This window comes from Turicibacter sp. KK003 (assembly GCF_037014675.1).
Classification (GTDB): domain Bacteria; phylum Bacillota_I; class Bacilli_A; order MOL361; family Turicibacteraceae; genus Turicibacter; species Turicibacter faecis.
Genome location: NZ_CP142738.1, coordinates 1,737,410 through 1,759,439 on the forward strand (window position 1 = coordinate 1,737,410; position 22,030 = coordinate 1,759,439).

Annotated in this window: 19 protein-coding genes; 4 read left to right on the top strand and 15 right to left on the bottom strand. The window is 37.2% G+C overall.

All coding sequences use genetic code 11. From position 1 onward, the window contains the following. Position 1: 1 nt before the first annotated feature. Positions 2–1,936: a DNA topoisomerase IV subunit B gene (parE, locus tag VXM77_RS08555; RefSeq protein WP_161831954.1), complete on the bottom strand. Its 1,935-nt coding sequence runs from the start codon at positions 1,934–1,936 to the stop codon at positions 2–4. A gap of 249 nt (positions 1,937–2,185) precedes the next feature. Between parE and plsY the strand changes: the two genes are divergently transcribed. After that, positions 2,186–2,770, top strand: coding sequence for a glycerol-3-phosphate 1-O-acyltransferase PlsY (plsY, locus tag VXM77_RS08560; protein ID WP_161831953.1), 585 nt, complete (start codon positions 2,186–2,188; stop codon positions 2,768–2,770). Between the two features lie 144 nt (positions 2,771–2,914). Here the strand turns inward: plsY and VXM77_RS08565 are convergent, their stop codons facing one another. From VXM77_RS08565 to VXM77_RS08575, 3 genes are all read right to left on the bottom strand, one after another. Beyond that, the gene (locus tag VXM77_RS08565) at positions 2,915–3,136 is read right to left on the bottom strand and encodes a YneF family protein (RefSeq protein ID WP_161831952.1); all 222 of its coding nucleotides are present in this window, start codon (positions 3,134–3,136) and stop codon (positions 2,915–2,917) included. A gap of 206 nt (positions 3,137–3,342) precedes the next feature. Next, complete coding sequence (tkt, locus tag VXM77_RS08570; RefSeq protein ID WP_161831951.1) at positions 3,343–5,322, bottom strand: transketolase; 1,980 nt, start codon at positions 5,320–5,322, stop codon at positions 3,343–3,345. A gap of 253 nt (positions 5,323–5,575) precedes the next feature. Next, complete coding sequence (locus VXM77_RS08575; protein WP_161831950.1) at positions 5,576–5,818, bottom strand: DUF896 domain-containing protein; 243 nt, start codon at positions 5,816–5,818, stop codon at positions 5,576–5,578. A gap of 230 nt (positions 5,819–6,048) precedes the next feature. Between VXM77_RS08575 and lexA the strand changes: the two genes are divergently transcribed. Beyond that, entirely contained in the window at positions 6,049–6,696 is a 648-nt protein-coding gene (gene lexA, locus VXM77_RS08580; RefSeq protein ID WP_161831949.1) for a transcriptional repressor LexA, read from the top strand. 33 nt (positions 6,697–6,729) lie between these two features. Here the strand turns inward: lexA and miaA are convergent, their stop codons facing one another. The 9 genes from miaA to rny form a co-directional block, all read right to left on the bottom strand. Beyond that, positions 6,730–7,641 (bottom strand): tRNA (adenosine(37)-N6)-dimethylallyltransferase MiaA, encoded by a 912-nt coding sequence (gene miaA, locus VXM77_RS08585; protein WP_161831948.1) that lies wholly within the window; start codon positions 7,639–7,641, stop codon positions 6,730–6,732. A gap of 8 nt (positions 7,642–7,649) precedes the next feature. Then, the gene (mutL, locus tag VXM77_RS08590) at positions 7,650–9,572 is read right to left on the bottom strand and encodes a DNA mismatch repair endonuclease MutL (protein WP_262953653.1); all 1,923 of its coding nucleotides are present in this window, start codon (positions 9,570–9,572) and stop codon (positions 7,650–7,652) included. Positions 9,573–9,579: 7 nt separating this feature from the next. Continuing rightward, a complete protein-coding gene (gene mutS, locus VXM77_RS08595; RefSeq protein WP_262953652.1) occupies positions 9,580–12,312 on the bottom strand; it encodes a DNA mismatch repair protein MutS in 2,733 nt (910 codons plus the stop codon). Between the two features lie 410 nt (positions 12,313–12,722). Further along, positions 12,723–13,265 (bottom strand): outer spore coat protein CotE, encoded by a 543-nt coding sequence (gene cotE / locus VXM77_RS08600; protein ID WP_161831945.1) that lies wholly within the window; start codon positions 13,263–13,265, stop codon positions 12,723–12,725. Between the two features lie 147 nt (positions 13,266–13,412). Continuing rightward, complete coding sequence (locus VXM77_RS08605; RefSeq protein WP_161831944.1) at positions 13,413–13,763, bottom strand: YlbF family regulator; 351 nt, start codon at positions 13,761–13,763, stop codon at positions 13,413–13,415. Continuing rightward, the gene (gene miaB / locus VXM77_RS08610; protein ID WP_161831943.1) at positions 13,747–15,255 is read right to left on the bottom strand and encodes a tRNA (N6-isopentenyl adenosine(37)-C2)-methylthiotransferase MiaB; all 1,509 of its coding nucleotides are present in this window, start codon (positions 15,253–15,255) and stop codon (positions 13,747–13,749) included. Before miaB ends, VXM77_RS08605 begins: the two co-directional genes overlap by 17 nt. A 170-nt stretch (positions 15,256–15,425) precedes the next feature. After that, on the bottom strand, positions 15,426–15,689 hold the full coding sequence (locus VXM77_RS08615; RefSeq protein WP_006785428.1) for a stage V sporulation protein S: 264 nt from the start codon (positions 15,687–15,689) through the stop codon (positions 15,426–15,428). Between the two features lie 91 nt (positions 15,690–15,780). Beyond that, positions 15,781–16,572 (bottom strand): TIGR00282 family metallophosphoesterase, encoded by a 792-nt coding sequence (locus VXM77_RS08620; RefSeq protein ID WP_161831942.1) that lies wholly within the window; start codon positions 16,570–16,572, stop codon positions 15,781–15,783. Positions 16,573–16,904: 332 nt separating this feature from the next. Next, positions 16,905–18,458: a ribonuclease Y gene (gene rny / locus VXM77_RS08625; RefSeq protein ID WP_338506042.1), complete on the bottom strand. Its 1,554-nt coding sequence runs from the start codon at positions 18,456–18,458 to the stop codon at positions 16,905–16,907. 338 nt (positions 18,459–18,796) lie between these two features. On the opposite strand from rny, the gene VXM77_RS08630 reads away from it, so the two are divergent. Together VXM77_RS08630 and VXM77_RS08635 are read left to right on the top strand one after the other, a co-directional pair. Then, positions 18,797–19,366: a transposase family protein gene (locus VXM77_RS08630; RefSeq protein ID WP_338505899.1), complete on the top strand. Its 570-nt coding sequence runs from the start codon at positions 18,797–18,799 to the stop codon at positions 19,364–19,366. Beyond that, positions 19,339–20,133, top strand: coding sequence for an ISL3 family transposase (locus VXM77_RS08635; RefSeq protein ID WP_338506044.1), 795 nt, complete (start codon positions 19,339–19,341; stop codon positions 20,131–20,133). The genes VXM77_RS08630 and VXM77_RS08635 overlap by 28 nt, the downstream gene beginning before the upstream one ends. A gap of 137 nt (positions 20,134–20,270) precedes the next feature. Here the strand turns inward: VXM77_RS08635 and recA are convergent, their stop codons facing one another. After that, positions 20,271–21,293, bottom strand: coding sequence for a recombinase RecA (gene recA / locus VXM77_RS08640; RefSeq protein WP_161832662.1), 1,023 nt, complete (start codon positions 21,291–21,293; stop codon positions 20,271–20,273). Between the two features lie 153 nt (positions 21,294–21,446). After that, entirely contained in the window at positions 21,447–22,028 is a 582-nt protein-coding gene (gene pgsA / locus VXM77_RS08645; RefSeq protein ID WP_161832661.1) for a CDP-diacylglycerol--glycerol-3-phosphate 3-phosphatidyltransferase, read from the bottom strand. Between the last annotated feature and the right edge of the window lie 2 nt (positions 22,029–22,030).

The window sequence follows — 22,030 nt, forward strand, 5'->3', positions numbered from 1 at the left end:
ATTACACCCTCTCTATGTCATAATCATCTTCCATGGTAAAGTCCACATTTTGTTCAATCCATTCACGTCGTGGTTCAACTTTATCACCCATGAGCGTTGTGACGCGGTGATCGGCATCGGCGGCATCATCAATTGTTACTTGAATCAACGTTCTTGTTTCTGGATTCATCGTTGTATCCCATAACTGATCCGCATTCATTTCACCGAGACCTTTATAGCGTTGAAGGGTATAACCTTTTCCAACTTTAGCAATCACTTCACTTAATTCTTCATCCGTCCAAGCATATTCAATCACCTGTTTTTTCCCTTGACCTTTTGATACCTTGTAAAGAGGTGGTAAGGCAATATAAACCTTTCCAGCTTCTACTAACTCTTTCATATAGCGGAAGAAAAACGTTAATAATAAAACTTGAATATGAGCCCCATCCGTATCGGCATCGGTCATAATGATAATTTTATCATAATTAACATCACTCAACTCAAAATTAGCCCCAACACCGGCACCAATCGTATAAATCATCGTATTTATCTCTTCGTTTTTAAAAATATCTTCCATTTTCGCCTTTTCTGTATTAATCACCTTTCCACGAAGCGGAAGAATAGCTTGAAAAGCACGATTACGACCGAGTTTTGCAGACCCACCTGCTGAGTCCCCCTCCACTAAAAATAATTCATTCTTTTGCGGATTTTTTGTCTGAGCCGGTGTTAACTTTCCAGATAAATTTGTTTCCTTTTTCTTCTTCGTTTTTCCACTACGCGCATCCTCACGTGCCTTACGTGCCGCTTCACGAACCTGCGCCGCTTTCACGGCTTTCTTAATAAGCTGCGTGGCTACTGCCCCATTTTCATTAAAGAAAAAGGTTAACTTTTCCGAAATAACGTTATCTACCGCTGATCGAGCTTCAGGCGTTCCAAGTTTCGCCTTTGTTTGCCCCTCAAATTGTAAGAGACGTTCAGGAATTCTTACAGAAATGATAGCGGCTAAGCCTTCTCGAATATCGGCACCCTCTAAATTTTTGTCCTTCTCTTTTAAAAGGCCATTTCTTCGAGCATAGTCATTAAAAATACGTGTAAGAACGGCCTTTGCACCTGTTTCATGGGTTCCCCCATCTTTTGTACGAACGTTATTAACAAACGATAAAATATTTTCAGAGTAGCTACCAGAGTACTGAAATGCAAAATCCACTTCAATATCCTGACTCTCCCCTTCAAAGTAAACTACTTCATGTAACGTATCTTTTCCTTCATTTAAGAAGCTAACAAAAGACTTAATTCCATCCTCATAATGAAAAATCTCTTCTTTATCGTTTCGTAAATCTACTAATTCAATCTTTAATCCCTTTAGCAAAAAGGCTGATTCACGTAATCGCTCCGCTAGCACATCATAAGAATAAACCGTCGTTGAAAAAATTTCTGGGTCGGGTTTAAACGTTACAAGTGTTCCCGTCTCTTTTGTTTTACCAATAACCTCTAATCCTGTAACTGGATGTCCACCATTTTCAAAACGTTGACGGAAAATTGATCCGTCCCTTTTAATAACAACTTCTAACCATTCTGACAATGCATTGACAACACTGGCACCAACACCATGTAATCCACCAGATGTCTTATAGCCACCTGCACCAAACTTTCCACCAGCATGCAAGACAGTATAAATAACCTCCGGTGTTGGTTTCCCCGATTTATGCATTCCTGTTGGAACCCCACGGCCACAATCTTGAACGCTAATACTGTTATTTTCATGAATCGTTACTTTTATATAATTTCCATACCCGGCTAAAACCTCATCAATGGCGTTATCAACAATTTCATAAACGAGATGATGTAATCCACGGCCATCTGTAGACCCGATGTACATCCCTGGTCTTTTTCGTACAGCCTCAAGTCCCTCGAGTACCTGTATCGAATCTTCGTTATAATTTAAGTGCGTCGACATGATGACACTCCTTTCTCTTTCCATTATCTCATTTTAAAAGATTTTGTCTTTAAATAAAAGGGCTTATTTGCACAACTTTATTTAACCCCCATTTTTATTTCTATACAAAATAAAAGTATTATACATTAATTAGAATACGAATAACAGTGTGAAATATGTCGAAAAAGAGGTTTTTTATATTTTTTTTGCAAAACCGCCTACTATTATCGGTCTATATGTTATAATATTCCTACAAAAAGGAGGATTTAAATGAGAAATTTAATATTAATGATCATCGCTTATTTATTAGGTTCTTTCCCCTCAGCGCTTGTGATTGGGAAAACCTTTTACAACAAAGATATCCGTAATTACGGGTCTGGAAACTTAGGAAGTACAAATGCGTTCCGAGTCTTAGGAAAAAAAGGCGGGGCTATTGTTTTTATCTTAGATATTCTAAAAGGGGGACTTGCCTTCTTAATTGCCAAATATGCGGGTGCAACGATTTCTCCTTTAATCATCGCCGTTTTTGCCCTAATTGGTCACATTTATCCCATCTTCGCTAACTTCAAGGGTGGAAAAGCGGTCGCAACAAGTGCAGGGATTATTTTATTTTACTCGCCCCTTCTCTTTATCACCTTATTTATCATCTTTGTTATTACGCTGAAAATATGGAAAATGGTTTCCCTTTCGTCAACAATTATTTCAATCGCAGCTGTGTTTATTGTTTGGCTTGGTAATTATGATTTAACCGCACGAATCATGTTAACTATCTTTGCTGTCTTTATCATTATTAAACACATTCCTAATTATAAAAGAATCTTAAATGGAACTGAGAATAAAGTTTCCTTCTTATAGAAAACAGTCTACCTTATCCTAGATTGTACTTGAATATATGACGTCACTCTCTAAATTATAAGAAGTAACCCAAACTTTCTTTTCAACTGACATCCTTTCAATAAAAAAAAGCATTAAATGAGTCATTCATTTAATGCTTTTTATTTATTTCATGTTTTGATTAATTTGTTTCATCACTTGATTAATTTGCTTTTGAGAAGGCGTGCGACCCATTTGCATCATCATTGTACGAACAACTTCTTCGTTAATCGGTGGATTTTTTTGTAAATATTTTTTTAATTGACGTTGTGCAACAACAAAACCAACAGCGGCTCCTACTAATAACGCAATTACAATCCATAACCAGAATACCCAACTCGTAAACATATCTATTTCCTCCAAACATTTTACAATTCAATAGACCACTATCATATTCAATTTATACTAAATTATAGCTAAGATGTCAAGTAAATCTCGGCCAAATCACTGTCTACCGCTAATATTAGACAGCGTTTTCAAAAATATTCACCTCTCAATTAGCTAGACACAAAAAAAAGATTGTTTTCTTCAAAGAAAACAATCTTAAAAAACTCTTATAGTGCTTTATATAAAGAAACAACATTCTCAACAGTAAATCCATAAGCCTCAATGACTTTGTTTGCCGGTGCAGATGCCCCAAAACGATCAATTCCAAGGACGTCACCTTCAAATCCAACATACTTATGCCATCCATATGTCGCTCCCATTTCAATCGCTAAACGTTTAGTCACTGATTTTGGAAGAATTAATTCGCGATATTCTTTTGGTTGCTTTTCAAATAAATCCATTGATGGCATACTTACGACACGAACATGAATCCCCTCGGCTGCTAAAGCAGTCTGTGCGGCAACAGCTAAGTTAACTTCTGATCCTGTAGCAATTAAGATTCCATCCATTTCTTTTTGGGCTTCACTTACAACATATGCCCCTTTGCTCACACCTTCGTATGTTGTATTAGCCATAGTTGTTAAGTTTTGACGCGTTAAAATTAATGCTGTCGGTGTAGATTTAGACTCCATCGCTAAGCGCCATGCTGCAGCTGTTTCATTTGCGTCCGCTGGACGAATAACAGAAAAATTAGGAATTGTACGTAACATAGCTAATTGTTCAATTGGTTCATGTGTTGGTCCATCTTCCCCTACAGCAATCGAATCATGCGTTAAAACATAAGTGACAGGTAGTCCCATTAAGGCTGCCATACGCATAGCAGGTTTTAAATAGTCACAGAAGACAAAGAAAGTTCCTCCAAATACACGAACACCACCGTGTAACATCATCCCATTTAAAATAGATGCCATTGCAAATTCACGAACACCGAAATAAATATTTCGACCAGATGGTGTAACTTTTGAGAAATCTCCACCATTTTTAATATTCGTTTTATTTGAATGAGATAGGTCAGCTGACCCACCTAAGAAATAAGGAATTACTTCTGAAATAGCATTAATTGCCTCATGGTTCGTATCACGAGTCGCTTGAGAATGTCCTACCTCATAAGTTGGCATCACCGTTTCTAAATCAACAACTAATTCATTATTGATTGCTTTTTCCAATTCTTTTGCTAATTCTGGATATTGTTTTGAGTAATCAGAAAATAACTTATCCCATGCCTGATTTGATTCTTGACCACGTACTTTTACGCTCTGTTCAAAATGATCGTACACCTCTTGTGGGATGGCGAAAGGTTCATGATTCCAACCGTACTGTTCCTTCGCATACGCTCCATCCTCTTCACCAAGTGGAGCCCCGTGAACTGCATTTGTTCCTTGTAACTTTGAACCATACCCAATCACTGTTTTAATTTCAATAATCGATGGTTTATTTACTTCTTTTTTTGCACATTCGATGGCTTGATCAATCGCCTGAATATCCGTTCCATCTTCCACGCGTTGAACATGCCATCCATATGACTCATAACGTTTTAAAACGTCCTCAGTAAAACTTTGTGTTAAGTCACCATCTAAACAAATGTCATTTGAATCATATAAAACAACAACTTTTCCTAATCCTAAATGTCCTGCTAATGAAGAGGCCTCGCTTGTTACCCCCTCCATTAAATCACCATCACCACAAATAACAAAGTTATAATGGTCAATCAGTGGGTATCCCTCTTTATTGTAGCGCGCCGCTAAATATTTTTCAGCTAAAGCCATCCCGATTGCCATCGGAATCCCTTGACCTAAAGGTCCGCTTGTTGCATCGACTCCATCCGTATGTCCAAACTCTGGATGACCCGGTGTTTTAGAGTCCCACTGACGAAATTGTTTAATATCCTCCATACTTACTTGATAACCTGATAAATGTAAAAGCGAGTAAAGTAACATAGACCCGTGTCCCGCTGCTAAAACGAAGCGGTCACGATTAAACCAATGACTATTCGTTGGGTTAATATTCATATGCTTTGTAAATAAAGTATAAGCCATTGGTGCTGCCCCTAACACAACACCCGGGTGACCCGATTTTGCCTTATTAATAGCGTCGATTCCTAACGTACGAATCGCATTAATTGATTGTAATGAGATGTTATTTTCCATATCAGTGACCTCCTTTTATACCATCTATATCTTACCCTATTGTCAAATATTTTACAATATATTAGAAAAAAAGATATTTTTTCCTTACATCCTACAAAAAAGAACAAACTCAAAAACGATACTACTCTCATTTTTAATATCTTGCTTCATTTCCGTTATTTTATTCCAAGGAAAGAAAAAAATGAAATATTAGGTTAATCTGACTCATTATTAAAAGAAAAAAGACCCTCTTCTATTAAAGGGTCTTTCTCGTTTAATGGATCTCCTCATTCTGACGTTTTGCCTGAATTTGTTTTAACTTCTCTGGGGTGACATCCTCACCATTTGGATCAATGACGCGTACATTTTCAATCGTATTTTTCATACTTTCTCTAAAGGTTGTTAAATATTCTTCACGAAGAGCCTGTTGCTCCTTCACCTCTTCTTCAGTAAGTGCTCCAGCCTTTTTCTTTTTAGCTAACTCGTTTAAACGGTTCATTTTTTCTGTTGTTAACATAATATATCACCTCGATTAGTCTTCCCATCATTAATATACCAAATTTATTATCAATTGATAACTCATAATGTCTAAAAACCTCATTAATCTTTTAGGTTCTCTCCTCCTTCCTCTTTGAACATTTTCCATATTTTACACTAACAATTCACTGCAAAAAAAAGAACGAACGTTTGATAAGTTATCAAAATACTGATATAATAAGGCTATGATTTGGAAGGAGGAGAGCTATTATGAAACCTATTACGAAAAGGCAACAAGCCATTTTAGACTTTATCAAACAAGAGGTCGATAAACGGGGATATCCGCCTAGTGTCCGTGAAATTGGTTTAGCCGTTGGCCTATCTTCAACAGCATCGGTTCACAATCAACTTAATCAGTTAGAAAAGAAGGGGTTCATACGGAAAGATAAATCTACCACACGTGGAATTATGATTTTATCGCCTGAAACAACAAACGAATCATCTAAGGTTTCCCCTCCTCAACAGGAACTAAAATCGGTCATCAATATTCCGCTGATTGGAAAAGTGACGGCAGGCTCTCCGATTGAAGCCATCGAAAATCCAGATGATTTCTTTCCCCTTCCCACCCATTTAGTCCCCCCCCATCAAAAAGTGTTTATGTTAAACGTATCCGGGGATTCCATGATTAACGCGGGAATTTATGATGGTGACCAAATTATCGTTAAACAACAAAGCGATGCTCATAATGGTGACATTATTGTGGCGATGCTAGATGAGGGGCATGAAGTCACTGTTAAACGTTTCTTTAGAGAAGCTGAATATGTACGACTCCAACCTGAAAATGACTTACTAGAACCTATTTTTTCAACCCATGTTACGATTCTCGGTAAAGTCATTGGCCTATTTAGAACAATGTAAAAAAAACTGTTCACACGACGTGAACAGTTTTTTTTATCTCGTTTTCAAATAATCTAAAACCTCATCGACCGTTTTTTCGAATGCTGCTACATTAACTTGAAACCAAACAACTTCCATTTGATTATTAAACCATGTATATTGACGTTTCGCATAGCGACGAGAATTCCTTTTAATTAGTTCCTTGCTCTCATCAAGGGACAGGTTCCCTTTAAAATAGTCATATAGCTCCTTGTAACCAATCGCTCGAATCGATTGAGTGGTTTCAGGAATTCCTCGATCAAAGAGCGAACGCACTTCTTCAACTAATCCTTCTTCATACATCTGATCCACCCGTTTATTAATTCTCTCATATAAAACTTGCCGATCATCCGTTAATCCAATCACACAAGCATCATAAATGAGTCGGTGTTCTTGTTGTTCAATCATTTCTGACTTTTTCATTCCTGATGTCGTATAAATTTCAAGCGCTCGAATCACTCGCTTACGATTATTCGGATGAATGGCCTTGGCCCCTTCTTCATCTACCTTTTTTAACATCGCATGTAACTCATCATTCGTTAAGTGCGCATATTTTGACGGGTCTGAATCCTTAGAATCAGCATCCTGCACAAATTCATAATCGTACAATACACTTTTTATATAAAGTCCCGTACCACCTACAATAATAGGTAACTTTCCTCGTGATTTAATCTCTGCAATTTTAGCCCGAACCGTCCGTTGAAAATCAGCGACTGAATAAGACTCCTCCGGTTCCTTTTCATCAATCAAATGATGAACGATTCCTTCTCGTTCTTTTACTGAAATCTTTGCCGTTCCAATGTCCATTGTTCGATAAATTTGCATCGAATCGCCACTAATTATTTCACCATTTAGGCGTTTAGCAAGCTCAATACTCATCTTCGTTTTACCAACCGCCGTTGGACCTACAATACATAATACATCCATTTTTTCACCTACATTACCCGTTTAAACATTTTTTCAATTTCATATTTTGTCATTTTTACTATAATCGGACGACCATGCGGACACGTATAAGGCTGTTCGCAGTAACAAAGACTTTGAAGCAGCTCCTTAATCTCATGCTCATTAATATATTGATTGGCTTTAATCGATCCCTTACAACTCATCATCACCGCCACCGATTCGCGTAATTTTCCAATATCAACTCGACGATCTAACATCACCTGATGAAGAATCGTTTCAGCAATTAATTTAACATCTAGTTGTTGTGCCCAAACTGGAACCGTCCGGACAACTAACGATTGGCCGCCAAACTCTTCAATTTCAAATCCAAACTTTAAAAGAGAAGATAGATGATCCTTTAGCAACAGTAACTCATCTGATGAATATTTTAAAACGATTGGAATAAGAAGTTCTATACAATCCCCATTAACATCTTGGAGAAGTTGATAGTTTTTTTCATACTGAACACGCTCCATTGCGGCATGTTGGTCCACAATAAACAATCCCTCTTCATTTTGAGCTAATAAATAGGTTCCATGCAATTGCCCAATATAATAAAGCTCAAGTTTTCGGTCACGTGTTTTCGTTGGAACAGAAACTTGAAGCGCCTCCTTCGACCTTGATTCTTCCTCTATCCTTCCCTGATGTGAAGGTAGCGCGCCTTTGGCCTCAACCATCTTCGGAGTATATGAGTGTCCGGATTTTGGTAAGGGTTCTCCACTGCTTTCATTCTCCTCATCCCGAATCACACTCTTATTAACATACGATACAGATGGCGTCGATGTTTGATAAGAAGACGTCTTTGATTTTGGGACGGTGATAGGCGAAGAAGGCTCTCCTTCTCGAACAGACTCCTCTAGTTTCGGTTGAATCAATCGTGGTTCTGGTTCAACTGTCATCGCTTTAACAAATGGATTCGGAATGTATTCTACTTGTTGCAACACATTTTTAATCTCTGTATAAATAAATGACTTTAACGACTCCTCCTGTGAAAATCGCACCTCTAGTTTTGCTGGATGGACATTCACATCCACGAGCATTGGATCAAAAGTTAAATGGAGGACAACAATCGGATACTTATCTTTAGGTAATAACGTATGGTACGCCTCCAAAATGGAACGCGTGATAGGATAATGACGGATGGCACGCCCATTCACAATAAGCGTGATGTAATTTCTTGAGGCCCGATTAATAATAGGGTCACTAATAAAGCCTTCAATCTCATACGTATCATTTTTAGCTTTAATCGGTATCATTTTCTTTGCAATATCAAATCCATAAACACTAGCAATCACGCTTTGCAGATTGTTTTGTCCATTTGTTTGAAATAACAATCGTTGATTATTAAATAACTTAAATGCAATATTCGGATGAGATAACGCAATTTTATTCATATAATCGGTGATATGGCTCAGCTCCGTATTTAAAGATTTAATATGCTTCAGCCGGGCTGGCGTATTAAAAAATAAATGGTTAACCTCCATCTCTGTTCCCTTACGCATCACCCCCGGTTTAGAGGTGATCACGTTCCCGCCTTTAATATTTAAATGTAAGCCACTTTGCACCCCATCGGACGTCTTGACATGAACATCGGAAACTGAGGCAATCGACGGTAAGGCTTCCCCTCGAAAGCCGAGAGTTTGAATCCTAAAAATATCATATTGCGTTTTAATTTTACTTGTCGCATGGCGTTCAAACGCAAGGTGGGCATCTTCCTCATTCATTCCCTCACCATTATCAATAACCTTAATTTGTCGTATTCCTGAATCTTGTAAATGAACCTCAATACTTGTACTCTGAGCATCAATCGCATTTTCGAGTAACTCTTTAACAACTGAAGCGGGACGTTCAATAACTTCTCCCGCTGCAATCATATTAGCTAATTGATCGCTCATTCGTTGTATTTTCCCCATAACCTACCTACTTTCGTTGATTCATTTTCACTTTTAATTCATACATGACATTCATTGCCTGCATCGGTGTTAATTGATATAAATCGATGGCCTCTAACTCCTTAATAATCTCTTCATAAGGATGCGGTTGTGGGATTGAAATTTCTTGAGGAACCTCTTTTTTCGGTCTCTGTACCTTTTCAAATAAAGAAAGTTGTCCCGGTTCAATATTTGGGACCACAACCTTCGGCATCACGTCATTCACGACGGACTCTTCTTCTTTCACCTCGTCATCTCCATTGACAGTTTGATCCTGAATCTTCCATTTTTCTTCCTCAACATCTTGCATGTTAGACGAAGAATGAATCGATAGTTTATCTTGTTCTAAGGCGTGTAATAACTCTTTCGCTCTCGTAATGAGTGGTTTAGGTAACTTCGCGATTTCCGCCACATGAATCCCGTAACTTTTATCTGAAGGTCCTTCCATCACCTTATGCATAAAAATTAATTGGCCCTCATGCTCCTTAGCACGTACATGACGATTTTCTAGATGCGCACACTTCTTTTCAAGCTGTGTTAATTCATGATAATGCGTCGAAAATAATGTCTTCGCACCAATTTCATCGTGGACATATTCAATAATTGACTGTGCTAACGCCATCCCATCAAAGGTTGCCGTCCCACGTCCAATTTCATCTAATAAAATCAAACTATTCTTTGTCGCGTGTTCAATCGCATAATTCGTTTCCATCATCTCTACCATAAACGTACTATGTCCCGAAACTAGGTCATCGGCTGCCCCAATGCGAGTGAAAATCTGATCAAAAATAGGAAGGTTCGCATAGCTGGCCGGAACAAAGCACCCCATTTGTGCCATAACAGAAATCAAAGCCATCTGACGCATATACGTCGATTTCCCCGACATATTCGGTCCCGTGATTAATAACACAGATAAATCATCGGGCATGATGCAATCATTTTCAACGTATTGCGCATCCTTTAGTACACGTTCAACCACAGGATGGCGCCCGTCTCTAACCTCAATAGTATGGTTTTCATTCAACTGAGGGCGAACATATCGACTTTCTTCACTAATCGTTGCAAAAGCTTGTAAAACATCAAAATATGCCATGATTTTTGCAATCTGTTGAATCTTAGGAATATCATTTTTAATGAGTTGACGTAATTCTAAAAACAGTTCATATTCTAACTGGATTGATTTTTCTTCGGCATTTAAAATTAAATTTTCTTTTTCTTTTAACTCCTTTGTAATAAAACGTTCAGCATTCACAAGCGTCTGCTTACGCTCATATCCAGCATCGTCTGGAATTAAATGAAGATTGGCTTTGCTAATTTCAATATAATAACCAAATACTTTATTATACTTGATTTTTAACGAACGAATTCCGGTTTTCTCACGTTCAGCTGCCTCTAACGCTAAGATCCATTCTTTTCCGTGAGAGACGATATATCGATATTCATCCAACGTTTCATTATAACCTTCCTTAATAATCCCACCTTCTTTAATACTAAGCGGCGGATTATCGACCAACGCCTTCGATAGTACAGACGTTATATCTGTACAATCTTCTAGCTTATCCAATTGTTGTTGAATCGTTGGCATCGGCAATGTGGATAATAACGTTTTAATCATTGGAATTTGTAAAAGCGATGAATTTAACTGAAGTAGGTCTCGTGCATTCGCATTTCCAAAACCAATACGTCCTGACACACGCTCTAAATCGTAGACTTCATCCAGGTGTTGTTTTAGCTCCTCCTTTAACATAAAATCATTCATAAAAGCTTCAACCACATCGAGTCGTTCTTCGATCACGCCCTTATCGATAGACGGACGTTCAATCCATTGTTTCAATAGTCGGCTCCCCATTGCCGTTTTCGTTTTATCCAATAACCAAAGTAATGAACCTTGTCGTGCTTTCGAACGAATCGTTTCAGTCAACTCTAAATTTCGTCGCGAATTATAATCAATGCTTAAATAGCTATCATTTTTTGTTAAACTAATCGGCTGCAAGTGTCCAAGTGCGCCTTTTTGCGTCCGTGTTAAATAATTAATTAAACGCCCAAAGGCATTTCTTAATCCTTCGTCTTTAATTTCCTGTGCCAAAAGTTGATATTCAATAGGAATTTCACACGATTCTTCCATAGATAGAACAAGGTGTTTAAGGGCCCTTAAATTATCAAACATTTGAATATTAACATCGGCTCCTACAACAATTTCTTTACACCCTAAACTAATCAATTCTCCTACTAATAACTGGTCTTCCTTTGGCAGACGCATGGCATAATTTTCTCCCGTTGATAAATCACAATATGCCACCGTATAGGCATCTGGACATGAAAAAACTGAGAGGATAAAGTTATTCTCTTTCTCATTTAAAGCTGTTTGATTCATCACCGTTCCAGGGGTTAATAATCGAACGACCTCTCGACGAACAACACCCTTCGCACTCGTAGGATCCTCCACCTGTTCACAAACGGCAACCTTATACCCTCGTTCAATGAGGCGGTTCATATAAGTATCGGCGGAATGATGAGGTACTCCACACATAGGGACGCGCTCCGCCGTTCCCGCTTCTCGCCCAGTTAACGCAATTTCTAGTTCTTTAGAAGCAAGTTGGGCATCCTCAAAAAATAATTCATAAAAATCTCCTAATCTAAAAAAAACAAAGGCGTCTTGATAGTTTTCCTTTATCGTTAAATATTGTTGCATCATCGGTGTATATTCATTCTTATTGCGCATGCTAAAAACTCCTTCTTCTTTTACACATTCTTATATTATAGCATAAATTGTCGAAACGATAGCTTTAAGAATTATTCATTTTGCTTATCGCCATCCATTACGGGTTAAAAGGCAGAGAAAACTCATCAACACGATTTATACTAAAAAAAACTTACGATTCCCCCTATCAAACGAGCCCTAAAACGGTATACCTATTTATCTACCTCTATAAATATCACTGTCATTCCGTTCCCCTTTTAGGAAACTTACCTGATATCTAATCGACAAGCTATACAGGACCTTACTCATTGAGCTCAAGTTTTTTCTATAAAAAACCTATCTAGACTTATATATGGACATTTTTACGTTTTTTTAATCATCATTGTCCTAAACTCCTCAAAATAAAAAAAAAAGAATAAGGCATTCCTGCCTTATTCTCCTCTAAAAGGTGAACTTTTCAAAAAGTTCGGGTTAATTTGTTGATCGATTTCATCATCTTCATCATCTGTATCAACATCGTTTTCAACAGGTCCTAAGATTGAAACGCGCATTTTTGTTTCCCCGATGACTTCAACCACAATTTCGAACTCAACTTCAACCACAATTTCACCATCTTCAATTCTTGCATCCACACAAGTTGGTTGTTGAATCGTTCTAGCAATGACTTCATCACCTTCATATAAACAATCACGAATTGTACGATGAACATTAACTTGGTCATCATATTCAATAGTTTGACGCGCCACTTCTGTTTGCGTATTATCCGCAAATGAGTACCATACGTTAATATCATACATACCTTTTACATCAACAGCATTATCACATTTTCTAGCTCCAAATTTATGATTAATGATCCAGCACCCTAAAATACTATCTGCAGGACTTCTTAAATCATTAAGAGGTGATGTGATTTTAAATCTTTTTTTCCCTTTACCAATCACGGCTTTTGTTACAATTTCACGAATATCATTCATCCTGAATACCTCCTCACTGATACTATATTCAGCTCTTCACCTATTTGATACTTAATTAAATCATTTTATAAGGTTTTCTTTTTCGTAGGAAAAGTGTATTTGTCTTACTTCCTATCCTCATTCATCCTAAAATTAAAAACATCTTAGCTATTCACTAAGATGTTTATTAACCTTATACTGTATTATATGAGCCATCGTCGAAAAGAGTTCATTTAACTCAATTTGGATTTGAATATATTCATTAAAGAGAGGATGGTTATAAAGTTCCTCCTCTAACGCTTTTAACTCATTCTCTTTTTGAGATTTGGCATTAGATTTTCCATAATGGTCAAACTTTATAACTTCCTTTTGTTTCTTTATATACTCGTCATACATGGCGAGTAGTTTTTTATTTTGATGAACTTTTTTAGTTAGCATAACATATCGCTCAATCACAGGATCATTCGCTAATTTTTCACTCAAGCGCTCAAAAGACGGTAAATTAGTTAATACTATCATCCGATACCATTTCCCCAGTTAAGTGCCATGTTTTAGCCTCTGTAATTTTAACCTTAACAACTTGACCAATCTTTTTCTCATCACCTTTGAAGTTAACGAGTTTATTATGACGAGTGTAACCTGCTAACATTGTATCATCGTTTTTGCTTGTTCCCTCAACTAAAACTTCTACAATTTGACCTTCGAATCGTTTATTTCCTGCACGGAATCCTCGGTTAATAGCCTCATTTAAACGGTTTAAACGATCCTTTTTCTCAGCTTCAGAAACATTATCCTCCATTTTCGCAGCAGGTGTTCCTTCACGTGGTGAGAAAATAAATGTAAAGGCCCCTTCATAACCTACTTCTTCAACTAATGATAAAGTCTCTTGGAATTGTTCTTCTGTTTCCCCAGGGAACCCAACAATAATATCCGTTGTAATTGATACCCCTGGAATAGCTGCTTTTAAGTCGCGTACTAATTGTAAGTACATCTCACGTGTATATTTACGGTTCATACGTTTTAACACTTCATTATTTCCTGACTGAACAGGTAAATGAATGTGTTCCATTAAGTTTCCACGTTTTGCTAATGCATTAATCGTCTTTTCATCAAAATCACGTGGATGAGATGTCGTAAAACGAATACGTGGAATGTCAATTTCATGTAAGTCATTTAATAAATCACCAAATGTGTATTCACGGTCTTTAAAGTCTTTCCCATAGGCATTAACATTTTGTCCAAGTAAGGTTACTTCTTGATATCCTTCTTCCGCTAAGTGCTTAATCTCAGCAATGATATCCTCTGGTAAGCGGCTTCGTTCTTTACCGCGTGTGTAAGGAACGATACAGTATGTACAGAACTCATCGCAACCATACATAATATTTACCCATGCCTTAGTATGCCCTTGACGAGTACGTGGCATATTCTCAATGATTTCCCCTTCTTGAGACCACACTTCAATGACACGCTCTTTCCCCATTAAGGCATTATGGATATATTCTGGTAAGCGGTAGATATTGTGTGTTCCAAAAACAAGATCGACATGTTGATGTTTCTCCATGATTTGGTTCACGACTTTTTCTTCTTGCGACATACATCCGCAAACTCCTAATATTAAATCCGGATTTGTTCGTTTTAATGGTTTTAAACGCCCTAACTCACCAAAAACACGGTTCTCAGCATTTTCACGGATGGCACACGTATTTAAAATAATTAAATCCGCCTCTTCATGAGAGTTAGCCTTTGTATATCCTAACTCCTCTGCAATTCCAATAATAGCCTCAGAATCATGTTCGTTCATCTGACATCCATAAGTTTGAATTAAATACTTTTTCCCTTGTCCAATGTTTTTAATTGATTCTTCAATGGCAAAATCACGGTGGACATGTGCCTGTTCACGACTACGCTTACGAGCATCTTTAATGCTTGGACGTTGAAAATAACGGCTATAGTCCTTTTCCCCTTTTTGCGTATTTGCTTGTAACGATAATTCCTTTTGTTGTTCGTTCATTTTTATCACCTATATTTAAAGATTTATTCATCAACTTCATTCGCTATGTGACAAAACCTGAGTCACTTTGTCTATTATACATTACATCCTATCAAATAATCAACTAATGTAAACCACCCGTTTTGACACATAAAAAAAAGCTAGCACCTCATAAGGTACTAGCTTTTTCGCTACTGGCGTGATTCCACAATTAATTTAATCGCCGTGCGCTCTTCTCCATCAATTAAGATATCCGTAAACGCTGGAATACAAATTAAATCTTTACCTGTTGGAGCTACATATCCTCGAGCGATAGCAATAGCCTTCACTGCTTGATTTAATGCTCCTGCCCCAATTGCTTGAATTTCAACAAGCCCTCTCTCACGAAATGCATTAGCTAATGCTCCCGCAACTGAATTTGGATTTGATTTTGATGATACTTTTAATACTTCCATAGTAGTCCCCCTCTGTTTTTGTTTTACACAGACATTCTATGCACGCAAAAACAATTAAATGACTACTTTAAAGTAATTAAATGACTACTTTTTAAAAAGCAGATTCTTTTTTCAAATTGATACGCTCAATTGCAGTAGCTTTCCCAGTCTTTTCGTTAATATCTACTAAGACAGCATTTAGTTGTGCCGCTCCTTGTTCAAGAGCATTGAAACGAATAGGAAGCCCTGTTATAAACTTATTAATAACATTTTCACGTTCAACCCCAATTACTCCGTCTAAAGGTCCAGTCATTCCAACGTCCGTAATATAGGCCGTTCCTTTAGCTAAAACTCGCTCATCTGCCGTTGGCACATGGGTATGCGTCCCGACAACGGCACTAGCACGTCCATCTAAAAAATACCCCATCGCTACCTTTTCACTTGTTGCCTCTGCATGAAAATCAACAAATATAATATTCGTGCGCTTTTTAGCCTCTTCAATCAACTTATCTACCTTTTCAAATGGACAATTACTCATCGGCATAAAAGTACGCCCCTGAATAGAAATTACCGCTACCTCGTAGGCATTAAACTTAACAAAAGTTAACCCCTTACCCGGGTTAGAATCTGGAAAATTAGCCGGACGAATCAATTTATCTGTATCGTCAATAAAATCAAAGACCGAACGATTATCCCATGTATGATTTCCAAGCGTAATAACATTAACCCCTTGTTCAAGTAAGAATTTATAGTACTTTTCATTAATCCCTTTTCCATGACAAATATTCTCACCATTAGCAATAATAAAATGAGGTTTGTATTTCTCCTTAATTTTAGGTAGTTTCTCCTTAATCATTTCTCGTCCCAACGATCCATAAATATCTCCAATAAATAAAATTTTCATGTTATCCGCCTTTCTAGTCGTCAATTCACTCGTTGTTAATGATCTATCACTCGTTAAACTCTTTTATTTCTCTAAATAGCCCGTGCTACTTTCCACATTTTAAAGCCCTATCTTAACCCATCGTCATGAGGTCGTAAAAGACACCACATCATCTAAAGTTCACCGCGTCCCCTGTTCATCTAGTAAAAATCCCAATATCGGTACATCTCTTTAACTAGGGTGTGCCTAACGAGGATTAAGACACACACCGTAAATGATTCTTTCCTTACACATAGTAAAGAGCTATTAATGAATCCCCATTAATAGCTCTTACACCATTTAATACCTATTCGTTATCTTGCGGTTTCAACAGCACGTGTTTCACGAATTACTGTTATTTTAATATTTCCAGGGTATTCTAATTCATTTTCAATCGTTTGACGAATATCACGAGCTACTTGGTGAGCTTGAACATCATCTAATTGTTCTGGAATAACAGCGACACGAACTTCACGTCCTGCTTGAATAGCAAACGCCTTCTCAACACCTTCGAAACGGCATGCAATGTTTTCAAGTTGTTCCAAACGTTTCACATAATTTTCTAATGATTCACTTCTTGCTCCAGGTCTAGCAGCAGATAATGTATCGGCTGCTGCCACAATGACAGCAATTAAACTTTGAGGTTCACGATCCCCATGATGCGATGCAATTCCATCGATGACAACTGGATGTTCGCGATAACGCGTCGCTAACTCTATTCCAATCTCAACGTGACTACCTTCAACTTCATGGTCAACAGCTTTTCCAATATCGTGCAATAATCCTGCTCGTTTAGCTAACTTAACATCTTCCCCTAACTCCGCAGCAATTATTCCAGCTAAAAATGCAACCTCCATTGAGTGCTTTAATACATTTTGCCCATAACTTGTACGGTAATTAAGTCGACCTAAAATTTTCATCAAGTCTGGATGAACTTTACCAATTCCAACTTCAAATACAGCATTTTCTCCATATTCGCGAATGCGCAAGTCAACTTCACGACGAGTCTTTTCAACGATTTCCTCAATTCGAGCTGGATGAATTCGCCCATCTTGAACTAAGGTCTCAAGTGTAATACGAGCAATTTCACGTCGGATTGGATCAAAGCATGATAAAACGACCGCTTCTGGCGTATCGTCTATAATTAAATCCACACCTGTTAACGATTCAATCGTACGAATATTGCGTCCCTCACGTCCAATAATACGTCCCTTCATTTCATCACTAGGTAAATTAACAACATTTACACTATAATCACTTGTCTGTTCCGAAGCATATTTCTGAATGGCTAATACAATTAATTCCTTCGCCTTTTTATCGGCTTCTAATCGCGCCTTCTCTTCCTCTTCTTTAATATACTTCGCAACCTCGTGAGACATCTCATCCTCAACTTGTTTAAAAATAATGTCGCGGGCTTCATCCACGGTTAATCCCGAGATTTCAATTAACTTTTGTCGTTGCCCTTCTAAAGTTTCTTCCACTTTGCTTTCTAGTTCTTTTAGTTCGAGTTGTTTTTCAGCGATGGCTTCATCTTTCTTTTCAAGTGCCATTTCACGCTTCTCTAAATTCAAAATACGGCGATCAATAGTTTCCTCTCTCTGGACTAAACGTTCCTCTAAGCGTACAAGTTCCGTCTTCTTCTCCTTAATGTCACGTTCTGCACCAACTTTAAGTCGTTGGACCTCTTCTTTTGTTTCTAAAAGTGCCTCTTTTTTCTTTGATTCCGCTTCTTTTTCAGATTTTGAGATAATATGTGCAGCTGTTTGTTGTGCTCTCTCTAACTCAGCCTCATACACCTTTTTTCTCATAAAATACCCAATAACTAACCCTATCCCTACTAGCAAAATGGAGATGATAATTTGTGACATAAGTCCACCTCCAATTATTTGATATACGATTATCCGCCATAGATCTATTTAACGGCTCTATAGTTTTAAGATAATTAGCATTATGATATAATACTACATTCTTTATTTTAATATTATTGTAATAACATGTCAAGAATTCCACCCCAATCTAACCAAAACTAACACCAAAAATTGGTGAAGGAGTTGTTCAAGAAAAAATAAAGGTTCTATAATATTTGGTGTGGGTGGGATTACTCACACCTTTTTGATTGCCATAAATATTAAGACAAAAAAAGAGACATAGTCCCCAAAATCCTATACAATGTAATCGGCTAAAACAACACGAAAGGATTGGGTTTATGTCTCACACTAATTGTATCTCAACTTTACTTGATTTAAAAGATAAAAATATTACTTTTTCAAAAAATTGTATCCAAGAAACTCAGATTAAGAATGTTCGTTCTAAACTTATTTTGGGAACTCTTTCTTTTCAACCGACTCATTGCTACCACTGTGGTCATTCTTTTGACTCAAATATCATTAAACACGGCTTCAAAACTTCACGTATTAAGCTAGTCAAAATTTCCGGATTTGATGCTTATCTAGACTTAAAAAAACAACGTTATAAATGCCGTCATTGTGACCGAACATTTACCCTAGAAACATCTCTTGTTAACCCTAATTGTTTTATTTCCACTCCCGTAAAACAAGCCATCTTTTTAGAAGCTAGTCATAAGAAATCCGAAACAGATATTGCACGTGAGCTTAACGTTTCTCATTCAACCGTTAACCGCGTCATTCATTCTTCCTATGAAGAACAGCCGCTTCCCTTTAATTCTCTCCCAAAAGTTCTTTGTTTTGACGAGTTTAAGTCGGTTAAATCGGCCGAGGGTCACCTGCCATGCGAAGCATGTATCCTCCATTGGTAGGGAACGGAGCAATGTCCTTCATTTTTTGTGATGCGTCCAATGGAAAGCTAATTGATATCGTTGAAGACCGTCGCTTAAGTACACTAAGGACTTATTTTATGCGATTTTCTAAAGCAGCTCGTGAAGGTGTAACCCACGTCGTCATTGACATGTACGCCCCTTATATGACACTCATTAAAGAGGTATTCCCTAAGGCTAAGATTGTTTTAGATAAATTTCATATCGTTCAACTAGTCTCTCGTGCTCTTAATAAAACACGCATTCGTTTCATGAATCAAAATAAAGAGTTTTATAATAAATTCAAACATTATTGGCGACTTCTCTTAAAAGCCCAAGAAGATCTTAATGCCACTCATTACTTCTATTCCAACTGCTTCAAAAAGATGATCTCTCAACAAGAAATTATTGACTTTTTATTAGCCCTAGACCCTGAACTAAAGGAGACTTATGATTTCTACCAAACTGTCCAACAGGCTATTAAACTTCGTAACCTTGAAATATTTCATCATGCCATTCAACACCCCTCTGACCTGCTTTCACACGAAATGAAAACAGCTTTAAAAACACTCACTCATTATCAAGATTATGTCAAAAATACTATCGAAACTCCTTATACAAATGGAGTACTCGAAGGAATTAACAATAACATTAAAGTCATTAAACGTATTGCCTTCGGATACCGTAGTTTCTACCATTTCAAAGCAAGAATTTTGATTATTCATAAATACACTTTTGAACAAAAAAAGAAGAGGAACCAAGCCGTCTAAAGAATGGCCTAATTCCTCTTGATTACATGTATAGATTTTATTCACCCACACGATTTGACAAAGAGCCAATAAATCCCTGTAAATTTCAATAGAAAAAGAGATAAACGAGTCTACCCAACTCATTTATCTCTTTTTTATTATTCCTCAATCATGATTTCCTCATGTCCTGATGTAGGAATATTCAATTCTGCTCGAATAAGGTCTGCAATTTCTTCCATAATGAATGGATTTTCTTTAAGGAATAATTTAGCATTTTCACGTCCTTGTCCCATCTTTTCTCCTCGATAAGAATACCAAGAACCGCTTTTTTCAATGATATTATAATCAACCGCTAAATCGAGAATCTCACCTTGTTTAGATACCCCTTCACCGTACATCACATCAACCTCAACTGTTTTAAATGGAGGAGCTACCTTATTTTTTACAACTTTAATCTTAGCAACATTTCCGACGATATCTGTTCCAAGCTTAATCGCCTCACCGCGTCGCACCTCAAGTCTAATTGTTGAATAGAACTTTAACGCTCTTCCACCTGGTGTAACTTCTGGGTTACCAAACATAATTCCAACTTTCTCACGAATTTGGTTAATAAAGATTGCAATTGTCTTTGTCGTATTAATTGCTCCAGATAATTTACGTAAAGCCTGTGACATAAGGCGAGCCTGTAATCCAACATGCGAATCACCCATCTCCCCTTCAATTTCCGCACGTGGAACTAATGCCGCTACTGAATCGACAACTAAAATATCAATAGCTCCACTTCGAACTAAAGCCTCGGCAATTTCTAACGCCTGTTCCCCAGTATCTGGTTGGGAAACAAGTAACTCGTCTGTATCTACACCTAATTTTGCCGCATAAGCTGGATCAAGGGCATGCTCTGCATCAATAAAAGCTGCCGTTCCACCTGATTTTTGTACTTCTGCAATCGCATGTAATGCAAAAGTTGTTTTACCAGAACTCTCTGGACCATAAATTTCAATGACACGTCCACGAGGATAACCACCAACACCTAAGGCCGAGTCTAACGCTAAAGATCCCGACGAAATAACCTCTATTCGAGTATCCGTTTTTTCTCCTAACTTCATGACAGATCCTTTACCGTATTGCTTTTCAATACTTTTCAACGCTTGCATAAGCGCAGCTTCACGATTATTACTCATCAACTATATCCTCCTAGATCCTGTTTTATTTTTTCTATCTACTTTTAACATACCCATTTTAGGTCTAAATTCCTTTAATTTATTTTAATAATAAACTAATTTTTCTCTAAAAGCAACAAAAAAGCGAAAACTTGTTCGCTTTTTTGTTCTATCTTACTTCGCTTCATCGAAAATATGTAAATTTTTGTAGATATATTCAACACCTGAGGCAACTGTTAAGACAACAGCTAATGCAATGAAAATTCGATCCACCGGCCAGTTGAAAATCTCAAATGGATAATTTAATAACAATAAAGTGGAAATCATCATAAATTGAACAACCGTTTTAATCTTCCCTAGCCATCCCGCTGCAATAACAACACCTTTTGAAGCTGCAATGGTTCTAAATCCTGTTACAATAAACTCACGAGCTAAAATAACAAAGACAACCCATCCTGAAATCAAACCATTTTCTAGTAAAACTAAAAGAGCTGCTGTTACTAATAGTTTATCCGCTAACGGGTCCATAAATTTTCCAAAATCAGTAATCATATTATATTTTCGCGCCACATAACCGTCAATAAAATCAGTAATTGCAGCTAATAAAAAGATAATTAACCCTAAAAGGTTCGCATAGGGAATTAAATAATTATTAACAGCTACTGTGTTGACAATTAAACTTGGAATATAGAAACACACAATAAAAAATGGAATTAAAATAATACGTAACAATGTTAACTTATTTGCTAAGTTCATAC